Origin of the sequence: Paenibacillus albidus, assembly GCF_014644435.1 — a bacterium.
Classification (GTDB): Bacteria; Bacillota; Bacilli; order Paenibacillales; family Paenibacillaceae; genus Paenibacillus_AQ; species Paenibacillus_AQ albidus.
This window is the reverse complement of the sequence record NZ_BMKR01000050.1, coordinates 1-16,719: the sequence shown is the minus strand read 5'-3', so window position 1 is coordinate 16,719 and position 16,719 is coordinate 1. Positions and strand designations below refer to the sequence as shown.

Sequence of the window (16,719 nt, the reverse complement as noted above, 5' to 3'; positions counted from 1 at the left end):
TATTATCAGTATACCTTTTTTTCGGATAATATGCTTTAAGTATGAAGTACCAGTTTGCCACTGGAAGAAGAAGAGGACCCCGGGACTGGGGTCATTCTGTCGATGAACCGAAGTCTGTGATGGTAAATTTAGCATCAAAAGTAACCGGTATATGACTGAACGTTTCATCCCAGTTATCCTTTACCTTTTTCCAGATATGTGGTTTTTCGATACTAAGCCAGTCTCCAAAGCCGGAAACCTCCACTTTATATTTGGATTGCATTTTTTCCAGGCTGCTTTTTAACATGTCTTTCAGCTTGCCTTCAAACTGCTCTTCGGCCTCCTTCATATACTTCAGCTCCGAAGGATTCTCTTCACTGTCCCAATTCTCAATTAAGCGCCCCTCCGATTTGATATCCACATGAAAGGAGACTACCTCCCCTTGAGAGATTTCCGCTTTTATTTTGCTCTTGAGTGATTTCACCTCATAAGAGATAGACTGATTGCGTTTATCATATGCCTTGAGGGCCCCGCCCTTCACCTCACCCGTGATCCAGGCAATACTCAGCACATCCTCTTGGGAGAGCTTCCCAATCCAGTTGCTGGTCTCTCCTTTTATAATCCCGGCACCGGAAAAGGCCACCTCGCCTCGGGCTTTGACAATGTTCTGCAGGATAAAGCTTCTTCTGGAATGCATAAGCGCATCCAGTTCGGATAGACTGACACCTTTCATAATCTTGCTCGAACGAAATTGATTTCTTAGCATATCCAGAATGTGAAAGGAAGGAATTTCATTTTTGTATTTAGTGACTAGTGTATCCGAAGCCTTCTCCTCACTTAAGAAGACCATGCAGCTGGGACGAATATCATTGTCACGCAGTATAAAATCCATCAGCTGCCTCATTTTCCACTCTTTTACCAGTTGTGCGGAAACTACAATCACTTTCAAATGATGCCCTATAATTGGCCGATCCCGGCGGATATTGTACTGGCGAAAGGTCTCAAATACAGAATCGCCGGTCTCCGAAATATTCAGATATCTGGGAGTCTGCTGGGACTGGGACTGGCCCTTTTCCGAGCTTCCACTAGGCCTCTCAGGGACAATCTGCACTGTTGCCGTAACTATGTTCCTTTTCTGATAGGTCTCCCCTTTTTCCTCCATAGCCTGTTCCACCGGACTGAGTTCCGCTTTATCCAAAGCCAGTCCGGTGTACATGCTCAAATCCTCAATTTCCTTGCTGCTCCAGCACCCCGTTTGGCTCATGATCAGAATGCACAACAGCAAATGTGCGGCCTTTCGATAGCTATACACTTTGCTTCAGCCCCTTTTTTCTAATAATAAGCACCACCGACAGCAGTACCGGCACCAGAAAAAACAAACCGATCCCCATCCTCCCAATAGCGTCGCCGAGGGCAAAGACATCATTAATCCGTTTGGGGACCATTACCGATATGAAGATAGCCGGGATTAGCGCAAAGACGACAGGATGGAACCTCAATTTAAACACCTGGGATATTCCCAGTGAGGCGTTAAAAAAGAAGCTGCAGAAATTGCAGAACATCTGCATCATCCAAATAACCAGCAGTGGAAACTCCAAACGTTCAAAGAAAAAACCCGGAATTTCAAAGCTGCGGACGAGATCAATCGTCGGCCAGGTGCTTGTCGTCACGGAATCGAGTGACAACCCTCCGATTACCATCACTATGGTCAACAGATATAGTACCAGCGGAATGCCTATACCCATAAACATTGCTTTCACTGCTTGTTTGGGATGCTGCAGATAAGCCGTCAGGGTCATGGCCACCTCACAGCCGGTAAAGACTAGAACCGTAGACTTGAGGCCTTTGAGTACCGGAACAAGTCCTTCACTGAGTACGGGACGTAAATGATCCAGTTCAAACAGCTTTATGCTGAATGCGTAACACAGGATAAGCACGAATAAACTGATTGGAAAGATAATTTGATAGACTCTGGCAATGGTGTTGATCCCTCCAAAAAGCAAATACGCTCCTGTCCATACAAACGGTATGACAATGGCCCAAATCGGCGTTCCCTCCAATAAAAAGAACATAGCGACTTCCGCCAAAACGCGAATTTCGAAGCCGGCAATGATAATAAAGTAAACGATCAATAACAGGGATAAAAAAGCCCCCGGGACCGTTCCGACGATTCTTCGGGAGTATTGGTATACGGTGTGGCCCGGGAATTGCTGGCTTAATTTCACCATGATCAGAAGCACGAGCATGACAATGACTCCGCCCAGCAGAAGGGACAGCCAGGCATCGGGGGTGCGTACGACATCGGTGACCCCGCGGGGCAACGTCAATATTCCTGCGCCAAGCACCGTGTTGGTCAAAAAAATCGCAGCCTGAGCAGAAGTTATCTTGTCATCCGTACGCTTAAACATAAGGTCTCCCCTTTTTCCGGCCTTGAATTAAGGCAGTTATTTACCGCGTCTCTTTTTGATTTGGGTTTTCAGCATTTCCGGTCTTCGTCTCATCAGCGAAAGAGGGGCGCGAAGATAAAGATCCTTCCAGTCACCAAGCCGGATGGGCGAAAAAGGCGTCACATAAGGCACCCCGAAGCTTTTTAATTTCGTTAAATGGATACAGATCAGCAGAAAAAAAAGGATCGTTCCGAACATTCCCAGAACCGCAGCAAAAATCATTCCGGCGAAACGCAAAATACGCAAGGTAATTCCCGCACTGTACATGGGAATGGAGAACGAGGAAATGGCTGTAACGGCAACCACAATAACCAGAAAGGGACTGACGATCCCGGCCTGCACCGCAGCATCGCCAATAATCAAACCGCCTACGATGCCCATCGCCGGTCCAATCGGCTTCGGTAACCGGATCCCTGCCTCGCGCAGGATTTCAATCGAGATTTCCAGAATCATGACTTCAATGACTGACGGAAAGGGTACGCCTGCACGGGTCAAAATAATGCTGATTGCCAGTTCAGTCGGAATCAGTCCCGGATGGAACGAAATAAAAGAGATGTAGAGCGCCGGTGCCATGAGCGCCATAAAGGACGCACCAAACCGCATAAGACGCAGCAGTGAACCGGGCAGCCACCGTTCATAGTAATCCTCCGGCGACTGAAGCAGCATGCTGAAGGTCACCGGCACAATCAAGGCAAACGGTGTTCCATCCAGCAAAATGGCTATTCTGCCTTCAAGCAAAGCACTGATGACCCGGTCGGGCCGCTCTGTGTTCTGAGTTTGTTGAAACGGGCTTAAATAGTTGTCTTCTATCAGTTGCTCCACATACCCGGATTCGGCGATATAGTCCATATCGATTTTGCAGATTCTTTCCGTCACATCCTGAAGCAAATCCTGATTCACGATATTATTGATATAGGCAATCACCAGTTTTTTTTTCATGAGATTGCCGACCTCATAGGTCTTCATTTCCAGATTTTTGTTCAGACCTTGCCGCCGCAGCATAGACGTATTCTCGCTTAACACTTCTGTGAAGCCTAGGCGCGGCCCCCGCAGCAATGCTTCCGAAGTCGGCTCGGTGATGGCCCGGTTCGCACCGTTTGGCAAGCCGACATAGAGGGCATGGGGCATTCCGTCAATCAATAATGCTGTATACCCGAACAATACAGATTCCTGCAGATCCTTCATATCCTTCGCTTCACTGATTTGTGCAAGGGGAAGCAGGTTCTCTTTTACATATTCACAAGATAACCGGTCAGGCAGCAGTTCCCCCCGCCCTTCCTGCTTGTCCATCATCATCAGGGGCTGCATCACCTGCTTGTTGATCTGCTCTTCATCCTGCATGCCATTTACATACATCAGCACGGCCCGGGCCTGAAATCCCCTGACCACAAACTCACGGAAATTGACGTCGCTGTTCTGTCCGATTGCGGCCTTGATCAACTTCAAGTCATAAGCGAGATTCCCTGTAATTACCGCATCCGGCCTCAATTGTTGGGGCTCGGGTTCCGCAGCATTCTCCTTATCCGGTGGCGCGGCAGTTTGGGATGAAGCAGAGTTGTTCTCGGACGGCTTGCCGCTTCCCACATAGAAATACAGGGATTTGTACATATGATAAACTCCGATGGGGATCACAAAAGTGATTCCTGCCTGCATAAAAATGGTCCAGTTCGGGATGTAAGATATTATGGTAGACCACATTCTGTTTCATCACTACCCCACATGAGAATTTTCCCCTTCTTCTGGTGTCATCCCCTTAAGTTTGCCATCAAAGCGGAAAATTCAGTCATGATTCTTAAATATTCTTGTAAAATCAGCCTAAAAAAAGTCAGCCCTCAAACAGAAATTTCCTGTTCGATAAGGGCTGACTTTTGTCTTTGAGGTCCACTACCAATATATCCGCCAATTCTTCACCACACGAATCAAAGCCTCCAGCAAACCATTTGATTCAGGATGCTCAGATATATTCGTTCTTCCAGAATTGACTGCTCTCAATCACAGCATCGCTGTTCAGCTTCTTCTTCATATAGCGGCTGTCGGAATTCAGCAGCGTGCCAAAGATCAGATCGATGACGAACAGAAAAGTAATATGTTCTGACAGGAAGGCATTGTTCTTGACAGATTCCGCCTCACGGTGGACACCCTTGCTCTTGGCCTCTTGGCTATAACGGTAGGCGCTTGAAAGCCCCCGCCCGGGACTTTCACCCTAGAGATGACGCCCATGCTGGGCGTATAAAATATAAAGAACGTCCGTGACCGGACGTTCTTCTTGTCATGAAGACAGGTTGTATACATAGCAGACGGCAGCCTCCACTTGCTTAAAGCCCTCACCGAGATATAGTCCTTGGGCACGTTCATTCTCCGCATTTACACATAGTATAGTCTTCTTATAGGAGTTCTCCCGGGCAAAACGCAGTACAGCCCTGAGCAGAATTTTCCCGAACCCTAGTCCTTGATATTCCGGCAAAATAGCCAGGGGACCGATATTCATAATGGGCGCTTGATCATATTCATCCGCCGATCCCCTTACAATACCTACCGGTTCACCCTGGAAGTAAAGCATCATTAACCCGCCTTCGATGTAATCCGGGCCCGAGATCAGCTTCACCAGCATGTCCGGTGTGGCCGGCGTCTCGTTTCCCTTAAGCTGGGCAAACCCCGTATTTCTGACCGTACACCATGCCTCTTCGTCTGCTCCCCGGCGGAAAGCCCTGATCTCAACCCCCTCCGGCAAACTGAAATCAGGTACCGGCAACCCCTCTCTTACAAGTACATAAGAGTACCGTTCAACCGTAAATCCAATGTCCGTCATCACCTTCATTGCCGTCTGATTGCGCTGCGGAACAAATAGATTCAATTGGTCCAGGTCTCTTGTCTGTCTGACCATAGCCTCCAGCAGACTTTGGTACAACGCTGTATCCTCCGGCTCCGCATGAAAAATTCTGAAGCGCGCTTTCCGTCCCCTGCGGCTGTAATCATTCAGCATCAGCGAGGCTGCTGCCGCAATTCCCCCTTGCAGGTCAGGAATGATCCAGGTTGGATTCTCCGCTGACAGTTCAAATGCCCGAAGTGCCTCATCGTCCAAAAAGGAGTCATCCAGCTTGGCCCGGTGTTTCCTGCAGAAGGCCAGAAAGTCTTCCTTTTGGTCTGGAGCGAGTACATCTGCTCTCATCTGAATGCTCCCCTCTCTATCATCTCATTATCCGGATGCGCCGTTAAGTACACCTGAGGTTGCGACAAGTGTGATATAGACGTTAAGATATGATTCCATTTGTGATTGTTCCCATCTTCGAGAAAATCGTGATTCATTACCTAGGATTGTACAGGAATCCGGAGGAGTTAGAAATCATTTTCTGCATAACAGGATTAGCTTCTGCAGCAAACAAAAACAGGTCCGCTAACTGCTGCAAGAGCAATTAACGAACCTGTTAATGTTGGCTATGATGCGGTCGAGAGGACTCGAACCTCCACGATATTGCTACCACACGGACCTGAACCGTGCGCGTCTGCCAATTCCGCCACGACCGCATATTATGTATTAGTGATTCAATCACCGTAATTAAGAATATACTCTATTCCAGGGGAATATGCAAGTGTTTCTTGCGTAAGCTTAACTTATAGGAATAATCAATCAGCTCTATTCGTTTCATATATTTCACTTATAAGCGTCTGTCATGGTACAACAAGTGAGAAGGTAACGAACTGCGAGACTTATGAAAGGGCGCGATAAGTATGAACCAGCAATGGAATACGAGTACCTACGATACAGATATGGCGTTTGTATCCCAGTTTGGAGAGTCTTTGATTGGGCTGCTCAAGCCCCGGCCGGGAGAGCGGATCATTGACTGGGGTTGTGGAACCGGAGACCTGGCAGCTGCTATTGCCCAATACGGTGCAGTGGTAACCGGGATTGATGCTTCCGCCGAGATGATCCAAAGCGCACAGCTCAAGCATCCCGGGCTTAGCTTTATCCTGGCGGATGGTCAATCTTATACGGGGGAAAAACCTGCCGACGCAGTATTCAGCAACGCTGCGCTGCACTGGCTGTTGGATGCTGATGGAGCAGCCGCTTCAATCACGGCCAGCCTGCGGAAGGGCGGACGTTTCGTCGCCGAATTCGGTGCGCTCGGCAATATCGCCTCGGTCGTCGCCGGGTTGCCGGGGGCCCTCGCCGCTGTTGGCGCCAGCGGCAAGCTGCACTTGCCCTGGTATTTCCCCAGCGCCGGACAATATGCGACTCTGCTGGAGCGGAAGGGTCTGACCGTAGACCTGGTCCACTGCTTCGACCGTCCGACACCGCTTGCAGGCGGGGAACAAGGCCTCCGGCGCTGGCTGGACACTTTTGCCAATGGTGTGTTGTCTGTACTTCATCCTGCGGAGCGTGAAGCAGTTCTCCAGCATATGGAGCAGGAACTGCAGCCTGCACTATACCATAAAGACCACTGGGTGATGGACTACCGGAGGATCCGGGTGATGGCGTTTAAGCGGTAATGACGGTCTTGATGAGGATCATCCGGCCCGGAATGTAGAACATTCAAAAAAGACAGTGCAGCGGTGTCCTGCCACCCTGCCCTGTCTTTTTAGTTCAAGCGTTTATCTTGTCCCGCCTCCGCTCTGACCACTTCCCACAAGCCTGTCTCCAGCCGCACCAAGTCCAACGACGAGCAGCAGGGTGCTTGCAGCCAGCAGCAGAATCAGCGGCATCGTCCAGCTGCCGGCCGCATCATGAAGCCATCCGAACAGTGCAGGGCCAGTCGCCGCGAGCAAATAACCTACAGACTGTGCCATTCCGGACAGTTCGGCCGCTTCCTGGCTGGTCCGGGTGCGCAGACTGAAGAACATCATCGCCAGGCCAAAAGCAAAGCCGCCGGCAACCCCGATGCAAACCGCCCATACGGCCATCCAGGCTGTACTGCCCAGCCAGATCCCCCCGATCCCAAGCATAAACAGCACAAACATGATCATTACCAGCATCCGTTGATTCTTCATCCGCCCCGCCCACATGGGCACAAAGAACATAACCGGCAGCTGAGCCAGCTGCATCAGTGACAGAATCCATCCTGAGTGGCCCGAGGACATCCCCCGCCCACTCAGGATTACGGAGAACCAGGCAATCAGCACATAATAAATCAGCGACTGCAGCCCCATAAACAGTGTGACCTGCCAAGCCAGTCCTGAGCGCCACATATTCCCCGGGGAATATGCAGTTTTGGCTCCGCTGCCCGGACCCAGTTGGCGCAGTTGCGGAATCCAGAATAATGTCGCCAGTGCGGCAATAATGAACCATAAAGCCAGTGTCCCCCGCCAGCCTAAGCCGGACCTACTTGCGAGCGGAACGCTGATGCCTGAAGCTATGGCGGCGCATAAATTCATTGAAACGGTATACACTCCGGTCATTAGACCGATCTGCTGAGGAAACTTACCTTTAATCAGCCCTGGCAAAAGCACATTGCAAAGCGCAATGGAAAGGCCCAGAATCGCCGTACCCGTGAACAGCAGCCCCGTACCCGACGCCGAACGGACAAGAATGCCCATAGCCAGCATCAGCATCGCGAGCAACAGCACATTTCCGAGCCCCATACGGCGCGCCAGCTTGGGCGCGAATGGAGACACGAGTGCAAAAGCCAGCAACGGCAAGGTGGTGATGGCTCCCGCCATTGTATTGCTAAGCCCAAGGTCATCGCGGATTGTCTCCAGCAGCGGTCCCACTGAAGTAAAAGGCGCCCGAAGCGCGGCCGCTACAAATATAATACCGAGCACCAGAAGCCATCGGTTAGAGGGAGAGCCGGCTCCCCTTGATTCAACGATATTTGGTTCAAGTTGACTTGTTCTCATCAGTACTTCCTCCGGGGTGAGTATAATGTATGGGCAGATCCCAGGGGAAATGGATTGAGAGATTGAAATAGGCTGCCTTGCGGCATTTGCTATATCACAACCAAATGGATATCCCCTTGGTAAATGTACAGGAAACTGACTGCCCATACAACAAAGGATGTAAACCAAAAGAACGAGGATTCTGCAGCATAAGCAAGTTTTCTCAGGGCTATCACCTCCCTGCCTCAATTAAGACAGGCGGGTCCGGACGCGGCCTTCCTGTTATGTAACACTCACAATCTCATCCAGGTTTATCCAGTCCCAATCGTCTTCAGACCATCTGAATTTAATTCTCCGCAACTGACGGTCCACCTTCATCACAATTCCCCGGTATTGTCTATTCTTCTGCGGATCAAACAACGTCACCGTAATGGCACTATGCTCTTCCATAGATCTGGCAAGCATCCGTTCAAACTCCTCCTGTTCCTGCGGGTCCAAGTCGGGCTTTGTCTGTAACAGGGCACAACGTACATCCTCCAATATCCGTTGCTTATGCTCCACCAGCATCATCCGGCTGCTCTCCCAAAGCCCGTTGCCTTCCAGTTTCTTTCTCATGATGTCTGACCTCCCGTGCGTACTGTGATTGTATTATATCCGAACATATGTTCTTTTACTAATGTAAAAAATATCCGCCGGTCTTTGCAGACTGGCGGATATTCCACGCGAAAGGGTGGGGAAATCAGACCCAGAGAGATTTAGTGATGATAACCAGCAGGATGAACAGAACCAGAATGGCACCTGTAGATGTAAATGCGCCGTATCCTCCAACAGCTTCGCCCATAACGTATTCCTCCTTTGCAATTGAGTACAACTTAGCTTATGACCAAAACGCTCCCCGTGTCTGGGTGTTACGGCAATAACATTCATTGACAAATCCATTGTCTATCTTTAGTATCCATATAATGAAGACTTGTTTGAGAATTAATCTCAATCGGGACTTTTACATAATCTTACGGAAGAGAGTGAATACAAATGTTACGTCGGTTTTTTGCCTACTATCGTCCATATAAGAAACTGTTCATTCTGGACTTTACCTGTGCGGTCGGTGCGGGACTGCTTGAGCTCGCTTTCCCCGTAGCCGTCAACAAATTTATAGATGAACTGCTGCCGGGCCAGGACTGGCCGCTCATCCTGATTGCCTGTGTGGCGCTGCTGGCCATTTATGCCCTAAATACAGTAATGCAATATATCGTCACTTACTGGGGCCATATGCTCGGAATCAATATCGAGACAGATATGCGCAAAAAAATGTTCGATCACATCCAGAAGCTGTCCTTCCGCTTCTTCGACAACAACAAAACCGGCCATCTGATCGGCCGGATCACCAATGACCTGAACGATATCGGCGAGGTGGCGCACCACGGGCCCGAGGATGTCTTCATCGCCATTATGACGCTGGTCGGCGCCTTTATCCTCATGGCCGATATCAATCTGAAGCTGGCGATCATCACCTTTGTCATAGTGCCGATTATGGCCTGGGTCATCATTTATTTTGGACGCAACATGACCACAACCTACCGTAAGCTGTTCGGCAACGTAGGGAATTTCAACGCCCGGATCGAAGACAATGTCGGCGGTATCCGTGTGGTGCAATCTTTTGCCAACGAGAAACATGAACAAGAGCTGTTCGCTGTCGACAACCAGATGTTCCGCCGGACGAAACTGCACGCTTATAAAATAATGGCCAAAAGCTTGTCGGTCAGCTATATGATGACCCGTCTGATTACGATCCTGGTCATGATCAGCGGAGCCTGGTTCTTCATCCAGGGGGAGCTGCAGATCGGCGAATTTGTCGCTTTCATTCTGCTTTCGAACATTTTTTTCCGTCCGATCGAGAAAATCAACGCCGTGATCGAAAGTTATCCCAAAGGCATTGCCGGCTTCCGGCGGTACCTGGAAATTATCGACACGGAACCGGATATCAGCGACAAGCCTGATGCGGTGGACATGCAATCACTGCGCGGCGACATCGTTTTCCGGAACGTCTCCTTTGGCTATGAACAAAGCCGTCCGGTGCTGAAAGAAATCAGCCTGCAGGTCCAGGCCGGGGAGACCATTGCTTTTGTGGGTCCATCCGGTGCGGGCAAAACCACCATTTGTAGCCTGCTGCCCCGCTTTTATGATGTGACCGGCGGGGCCATCACCATTGACGGCGTGGACATCCGCGACTTGAAGCTTCAATCGCTGCGGGGACAGATCGGTATTGTGCAGCAGGATGTTTTTCTGTTCTCCGGCACCATCCGCGAGAACATCGCTTACGGCAAACTGAACGCAGAATTGCCCGAGATCTGGGAGGCAGCCCGCCGCGCCCACCTGGAGGAGCTGATCCAGAGTCTGCCGGAAGGCATGGAGACGGTGATCGGGGAACGCGGCGTGAAGCTGTCCGGCGGTCAAAAGCAGCGGCTTGCCATTGCCCGCATGTTCCTGAAGAATCCGCCGATTCTTATACTCGACGAAGCAACCTCCGCACTGGATACCGAGACGGAAGCCGCCATCCAGCAGTCGCTGGCCGACTTGTCCGTCGGCCGGACCACCCTGGTGATTGCCCATCGCCTGACGACAATCAAAAACGCCGACCGGATCATCGTCGTGAATCAAGACGGCATCTCGGAAGAAGGCCGCCACGAGGAACTTGTAAACGCCGGCGGCACTTACAGCCGGCTGTACCAGGCACAGTACAACGCCTAGCCTGACGGCCTGGCAGCCGCCGGGGTTGAGGCGGGGCGTGGGGCCAGGAATGAAAGGCATTTTTGCCTTTCATTCGGCTCCGGCGGGGTGTTGCGCCGGATTCTGAGGCATTTTTGCCTTTCATTCGGCTCCGGCGGGGCATTACGCCTGATTCTAAGGCATTTTTGCCTTTCATCCAGCTCCGGCGGGGCATTCTGCCGGATTCTAAGGCATTTTTGCCTTTCATCCAGCTCCGGCGGGACAACAACAAGCCTTCTGCTACCGGACATCCCGGTTGGCAGGAGGCTTCTTGTCGTCCGGGTAGGTCAGGGCATGCTCAGTTTTATTCTATTGGACGGCAGGATGGGCAAATACAACATCAAAGGGTATAATTGGGCAAATAAGATATTCTTTTTTAAGGGGAGGTGTTCCTTATGGGTTATATTATGGAGCTTAGAAAGCTGGTAGGTTCAAGGCCGCTGCTCATGGCGGGAGCCTGCGTTCTTTTGAGCAATGATGGGCGTCTGCTCCTCCAGCGCAGAACAGATAATGGCTGCTGGGGATTGCCCGGCGGTTCCATGGAACCCGGAGAGAGTGCAACGGATACCGCAGCACGGGAATTGCTTGAAGAGACCGGGTTAGCGGCGAAGAGACTTAAACTGTTTGAAGTCTTTTCCGGTGAAGAGCTGTACTACAAATATCCGAATGGCGATGAGGTCTATAATATAGTGTGTGCCTACTTATGTACAGAATATGAAGGAACGCTTACTGTGGACGGTGATGAGGTGCAGGATTTGCGTTTTTGGAGTTATGGGGAGATTCCCGGGGAACTGAGTCCTCCAGATCGGCCTGTGATCCAGGCCTTTTTGCAGCTAAATAAATTTAAAGCTTGCCCTCCATAATCGGAGAGCAAGCTTGCAGATCAGGATATTAGCAACACCGGTCTCTCCCAGCGGCGGAACAGCACATACAATCCATAGCCCAGTACATTGGTGACCAGGAACAGCAGGACCCAGGCTACATTTCCCCGGCCTTCATCGTAAGCCCTCATCCCCGCCCATACCGCAAAGAGCAGGAAATATCCGCCTAGCATGAACAGTCCCAAACTGTAAAAGAAGGTGTAGTTAAAATAAGACATGGCTACGTGGACCACAAACGGATACTCTGAGGGATTATCCCCACCTGAAGGGTATCCTTTGGTGGAAATTGTGGTTCTTACCAAAAAACCCTCGCGTTCAGGTAACACCTCTCCTACCCCGCTTGCATAATTCAGCCAACCTTCGGCAGACTGAGTTTTGGTATAGGTGAACATGTCCACTTTTTGCTCCGAATTCCTGAACGATGATTCGATAAGGACCCCTTTTACACCCCAGGTATGGTCCACCCAATCTTTAAGTTTTTTTCGCATGGGTTCCGATAGCGCTGTGGTTCCTGGGACGCCGGCTTCCGCCTGGACCATTTGATAAACATCTTTTACATATTTGTCAGTAGCCCGTTCATTCCACATTCCGATAATAAGGCCAAGCGAAACCGCACTGAGCAGCAGCAGCAGGAGAGCACTTTTCAGGATGCCGGAGGCAAAGGTTCTTCTGATCTTATAAATGCGCACCAATTCCCGCTTCACCTCCTTCAGTTCACCAAACTGTAGCAGAGCCACGGTTACAGCCTCATCTTCGGGCATCCCCTGCCGCATCTCCTCAACCACCGCCGAAGTCAGATTAGCCGTCATCTCCTCACGGAAATCCTCCACCTGATCCTGCGGTTCGTTCATCTGTCTGCACAGCTTATCCACGTATTCCGCCATTCGTGCGCGGGACGCAGAGCTGAGTTTAATTTCCGTCATGCTTTATCCCCTCCCAGCAAAGAATCCATCAGATTTCGAAACAGGCTCCAGCCTTCCCGGCTGCCTTGCAGCTGTTGCTCGCCTTGCGCAAGCAGGCGGTAGTACTTTCTCCGTCCACCTCCGCTAAGCTCAGTATCCCCGCCCCAAAAGGCTTCGAGTGCGCCCTGCTTCTCCAGCCGTTTGAGCGCCATGTACAGGGTCGCCTCCTTCATATCAAAAGCACCGCCGCTTGCTTCGCGCACAGCCTTGGCGATCTCGTAGCCATACATGGGCCGGTCCTGAAGCAAGCTGAGCAAAATGATATCAATATAGCCCTTGAGCAGCTCTTTCCCAAATTCCAATGCTGTCCCCCCTCTTAAGTACTTCGCGTTATTGAGTACATCATATTATATAATCCCATTCAAAACAAGTGTTATGTCTGTAGCCTCTCTTTTTCCAAGCAGAAAGGCGCCTTTGTTCTGCTGTTGTCCATAAAAAAATAGAGCCATCAACTATAGGGATGCAGGGGGAGGACATCCGGATAGTCAAAAGCTACATATGGTAAATAGTAACATATTTAGTCATATCGTACAACAACACAACCTAAGTTGCTTGTAGACCTAATTTCTCCACTTACTTGTTACTGCAGTTTCGCAGTCCTTCTCCCAGCAGGCTCTAATGTGTGCTCACACCCGGTGCCGCCTCCGGTATTCGGATGGACTCATGCCCATTGCCCTGGAGAAGACACGGCTTAGATAAAAACCATTCTCATATCCGCATCTCTCGGCGATTTGGGAGAGAGTCAAAGGGCTGTCGGCCAGCAGCTCCCGCGCTTTTTTCAGACGGACAGCTTTCAGATAACCGGAAGGTGTCTCCCGGAATGCCGCCTGGAACCGCCGTGTCAGCTGGACCGGACTTAGGGCCAGCCGGTCGGCCAACAGCTGAAGACTGATGGCTTCACCAGCCTGCTCCTCCAGCAGGACTGCGGCTTCGGCCATCAGGGCGTCTTCCGTGAATTTCCGTTCCTGCAGCCGGTTCTGCCTGCATTCCAGCTGATACAGATGCCATAAATCCAGAACCAAATGTGTCTTCCAGCCCTGGGTGGCAGCGTCATGCTCCTCGCTCGTCTGGCGCAAGTAAGCATAGGTTGAGGCCAGCCGCTTAGTATCATTGATAAGCGATTTGCCTGCCGGAGGCAGCAGGTTCGAGGCCTCCGCGGGGCTCGCAGCAAACTGTAGATAATGAAATGTCAGCGGGGTAACCGTCTCTCTGCGGAAAGGAACGCCAGGGGGACACAACACCAGGTCGGCAAACCCCGCGCTGCCTGAGTATGCGCCGATCTCATACCGGAACACCCCTTCCTCGACAGCAAAAGCTACCCAAGAGTTATACAGATCCTCCGGCAGATCGAACTTTCCCTTGCGCTTCCAGTAAATGTGGTTCAGCAGTTCCATGGAGTAATTCCCTCTCGAAATGAAATAAAGTATATGCATGATGATAATATAGTGCATTTGAAAAGTAAACACACTTCCTTATGATGAAATTATAGATATGTTAACTTCAATTCCAACCTGAGAGGTGCTTAGACATGAGACAGGAAACTGTATCCAAAGACATCACCGTAATCGGCGGGGGCCTGGCCGGAATCTGTGCAGCCATAGCTGCAGCCAGACTGGGGCAGCAGGTCGCACTCGTGCAGAACCGGCCGGTACTCGGCGGAAACTCCAGCAGCGAGGTGCGGGTCTGGGTCTGCGGGGCAACCGCACACGGAATTAACCGTTATGCCCGGGAGACCGGTATTATGGGCGAATTATTCCTGGAGAATCAATACCGCAATCCCGAAGGCAATCCTTATATTTGGGATTTGGTCATGCTGGAGGCGGTCAAGGCCGAAACCAATATCACCCTTTATCTGAACACGGATGTCCATGAGGTTGAAGCCGTAGGGGACGAATCCGACCGGATCATCACCGCTGTCACCGGCTGGATGATGGGCTCCGAACGACGTATCCGCTTTGAGAGCCCCGTCTATCTGGACTGTACCGGGGACGGGCTGATCGGCTTTCTTGCCGGAGCCAGGTTCGCGCTGGGCCGTGAAGCCCGCAGCGAATACGGGGAGGAATGGGCACCGGAGATAGCCGACAATATTACGCTCGGCAGCACCCTCCTTTTTTACACCAAAGATGCCGGTATGCCGGTAAGTTATGTACCGCCTTCCTTTGCCAAGGATATCTCCCAGACCTCCATACCGCTCCGCCGGGTCATCAAAAGCGGAGATTCCGGCTGCCATTACTGGTGGATTGAATGGGGCGGAGAACATGACACGGTGCATGACAACGAGCTGATTCGCGATGAGCTGTGGTCGGTGATCTATGGCATTTGGGATTACATTAAAAACTCCGGCAAGTTCGATGCGGACAATATGACACTGGAATGGATCGGCTCCCTGCCTGGCAAACGGGAGTACCGCCGTTTCACCGGAGACTATGTACTGAACCAGAACGATATTATCAGCCAGCGTGAATTCCCGGATGCTGTGGCTTTTGGCGGTTGGTCGATCGACCTGCATCCGCCGCAGGGCATGTACGCAGAAGCGAGCGGCTCCAAGCATCTGCATGCCGACGGCGTGTACCACATCCCGTTCCGCTCGCTGTATTCCGTCAATGTGCGGAATATGCTGATGGCCGGGCGGGATATCAGTGCCTCGCATGTCGCTTTTGGCACAACCCGCGTGATGGCCACCTGTGCGGTAATTGGCGAAGCGGCCGGAACCGGCGCAGCCCTGTGCGCGGCCAAAGGTATCCCGCCGCGCGAGCTGCACGCCGGCCATCTGGAAGAGCTGCAGCAGACCCTGCTGCGGCAGGATGCCTCCATCATCGGCCTGCGCAGCAGCGATGCCGGCGATCTGGCCCGGAGCGCCAGGGTAACGGCCTCCAGCACACTCACTGGCATCTCTATCACTCAGCCGGGTGATTCACATCCACTTGAAGCTGATGTTGCCCTGCTGCTGCCCGTTGATCCGGCACTGGACGGACTTGAGCTGCTGCTGGATGTTGCCGGCGATACCGAAATTACGGTAGAGCTGTGGGACACGGGCCGCAAGGAGAATTATGTCCCAAAGACGCTTCAGTCAGCGGCAACGGTCCAACTGGCCAAGGGAGAGGCGCAATGGGTAACCCTTCCGCTTATGTGGCGGCCGGCTGAGCCGCAGAATGCTTTTATCATCATTAAAGCAAACGCCGCGCTTACGCTCTATCATGCTGTGGAAGCACATAGTGGCGTGCTGATCTTTTTCAAAACCGAAGAGTCCCATGTCTCGAAGGAACTCGAAGACCACTCGCCGGATCAGCCGGTAGTGCTATGGCAGATGCAGGGCTTTACCCGCCGGCCCTTCTGCTGCCGGACCCTGGCGCCTACCGCCGCTTATGAGGCGGATAAAACCGTCAACGGCTACCACCGCCCCTTCGGCGGACCGCAGCAGTGGAGCTCGGAGCTGATCGAAGATGGCCGCCCGGAATGGCTGCAGCTGGAGTGGGAGCAGCCGCAGACCCTGGCCGAGATCCACTTCACCTTCAACGATGATGTGAATGAGGATCTGGTCAACCTGCATCATCACCGTACTCCTTTCCGCATTCTGCCTGAGCTTGTGCGGGATTACCGGGTCGAAGTCCTCGGCACCGAAGGCGTATGGAGCGAGATTGCCCATGTGGCCGGTAACCGCAGGCGCAAAAACGTTCATCGTCTGGACACTCCCGTGCAGGCGCTGGCGGTGAGAATATGGATCGAAGCCACCAACGGCAGCCGTTATGCGGAGGTGCTTGAGGTACGGGCGTATGCCGAAGCGGCTTCGATGGGCCGAAGCTGACACAAGTAACTAGTACCTTGACCGCGAATAATTTTACCTTTAAGCTCTCCGTATAGAGTCAAATGGGG

Annotated in this window: 14 protein-coding genes and 1 tRNA gene; 4 read left to right on the top strand and 11 right to left on the bottom strand. The window is 51.7% G+C overall.

What is annotated here, in order from left to right; translation table 11 throughout:
• Nucleotides 1–91: 91 nt before the first annotated feature.
• The 5 genes from IEY53_RS31580 to IEY53_RS31560 all read right to left on the bottom strand — a co-directional run bounded on the left by IEY53_RS31580 (nt 92) and on the right by IEY53_RS31560 (nt 5,951).
• Nucleotides 92–1,291 carry a Ger(x)C family spore germination protein gene (locus tag IEY53_RS31580; protein WP_268240833.1) on the bottom strand — a complete coding sequence of 400 codons (1,200 nt, stop codon included), beginning with the start codon at nt 1,289–1,291 and terminating at the stop codon, nt 92–94.
• Complete coding sequence (locus tag IEY53_RS31575; RefSeq protein WP_189031905.1) at nt 1,284–2,387, bottom strand: GerAB/ArcD/ProY family transporter; 1,104 nt, start codon at nt 2,385–2,387, stop codon at nt 1,284–1,286. The genes IEY53_RS31580 and IEY53_RS31575 overlap by 8 nt, the downstream gene beginning before the upstream one ends.
• A 36-nt stretch (nt 2,388–2,423) precedes the next feature.
• Nucleotides 2,424–4,124, bottom strand: coding sequence for a spore germination protein (locus tag IEY53_RS31570; RefSeq protein ID WP_189031904.1), 1,701 nt, complete (start codon nt 4,122–4,124; stop codon nt 2,424–2,426).
• Nucleotides 4,125–4,695: 571 nt separating this feature from the next.
• On the bottom strand, nt 4,696–5,595 hold the full coding sequence (locus tag IEY53_RS31565) for a GNAT family N-acetyltransferase (protein ID WP_189031903.1): 900 nt from the start codon (nt 5,593–5,595) through the stop codon (nt 4,696–4,698).
• Between the two features lie 272 nt (nt 5,596–5,867).
• A tRNA-Leu gene (locus tag IEY53_RS31560) sits at nt 5,868–5,951 on the bottom strand.
• 204 nt (nt 5,952–6,155) lie between these two features.
• On the opposite strand from IEY53_RS31560, the gene IEY53_RS31555 reads away from it, so the two are divergent.
• Entirely contained in the window at nt 6,156–6,914 is a 759-nt protein-coding gene (locus tag IEY53_RS31555; protein WP_189031902.1) for a class I SAM-dependent methyltransferase, read from the top strand.
• 102 nt (nt 6,915–7,016) lie between these two features.
• Here IEY53_RS31555 and IEY53_RS31550 read toward each other — a convergent pair whose 3' ends face one another.
• From IEY53_RS31550 to IEY53_RS31540, 3 genes are all read right to left on the bottom strand, one after another.
• Nucleotides 7,017–8,258, bottom strand: a complete 1,242-nt coding sequence (locus IEY53_RS31550) for a CynX/NimT family MFS transporter (protein WP_189031901.1) — start codon at nt 8,256–8,258, stop codon at nt 7,017–7,019.
• Nucleotides 8,259–8,519: 261 nt separating this feature from the next.
• Nucleotides 8,520–8,852 carry a YolD-like family protein gene (locus tag IEY53_RS31545; protein ID WP_189031899.1) on the bottom strand — a complete coding sequence of 111 codons (333 nt, stop codon included), beginning with the start codon at nt 8,850–8,852 and terminating at the stop codon, nt 8,520–8,522.
• A gap of 124 nt (nt 8,853–8,976) precedes the next feature.
• Nucleotides 8,977–9,078 carry a sporulation protein YjcZ gene (locus IEY53_RS31540; protein ID WP_189031897.1) on the bottom strand — a complete coding sequence of 34 codons (102 nt, stop codon included), beginning with the start codon at nt 9,076–9,078 and terminating at the stop codon, nt 8,977–8,979.
• Nucleotides 9,079–9,269: 191 nt separating this feature from the next.
• On the opposite strand from IEY53_RS31540, the gene IEY53_RS31535 reads away from it, so the two are divergent.
• Together IEY53_RS31535 and IEY53_RS31530 are read left to right on the top strand one after the other, a co-directional pair.
• Complete coding sequence (locus IEY53_RS31535; RefSeq protein ID WP_189031895.1) at nt 9,270–10,985, top strand: ABC transporter ATP-binding protein; 1,716 nt, start codon at nt 9,270–9,272, stop codon at nt 10,983–10,985.
• Nucleotides 10,986–11,398: 413 nt separating this feature from the next.
• Entirely contained in the window at nt 11,399–11,866 is a 468-nt protein-coding gene (locus IEY53_RS31530) for an NUDIX hydrolase (RefSeq protein ID WP_189031893.1), read from the top strand.
• A 20-nt stretch (nt 11,867–11,886) separates the two neighbouring features.
• Here IEY53_RS31530 and IEY53_RS31525 read toward each other — a convergent pair whose 3' ends face one another.
• From IEY53_RS31525 to IEY53_RS31515, 3 genes are all read right to left on the bottom strand, one after another.
• Nucleotides 11,887–12,807: a permease prefix domain 1-containing protein gene (locus IEY53_RS31525; protein ID WP_189031891.1), complete on the bottom strand. Its 921-nt coding sequence runs from the start codon at nt 12,805–12,807 to the stop codon at nt 11,887–11,889.
• Entirely contained in the window at nt 12,804–13,148 is a 345-nt protein-coding gene (locus IEY53_RS31520; protein ID WP_189031889.1) for a PadR family transcriptional regulator, read from the bottom strand. Before IEY53_RS31520 ends, IEY53_RS31525 begins: the two co-directional genes overlap by 4 nt.
• Nucleotides 13,149–13,472: 324 nt before the next feature.
• A complete protein-coding gene (locus IEY53_RS31515) occupies nt 13,473–14,240 on the bottom strand; it encodes a helix-turn-helix domain-containing protein (protein ID WP_189031887.1) in 768 nt (255 codons plus the stop codon).
• 134 nt (nt 14,241–14,374) lie between these two features.
• Between IEY53_RS31515 and IEY53_RS31510 the strand changes: the two genes are divergently transcribed.
• Entirely contained in the window at nt 14,375–16,651 is a 2,277-nt protein-coding gene (locus tag IEY53_RS31510) for an FAD-dependent oxidoreductase (protein ID WP_189031884.1), read from the top strand.
• Nucleotides 16,652–16,719 lie beyond the last annotated feature (68 nt).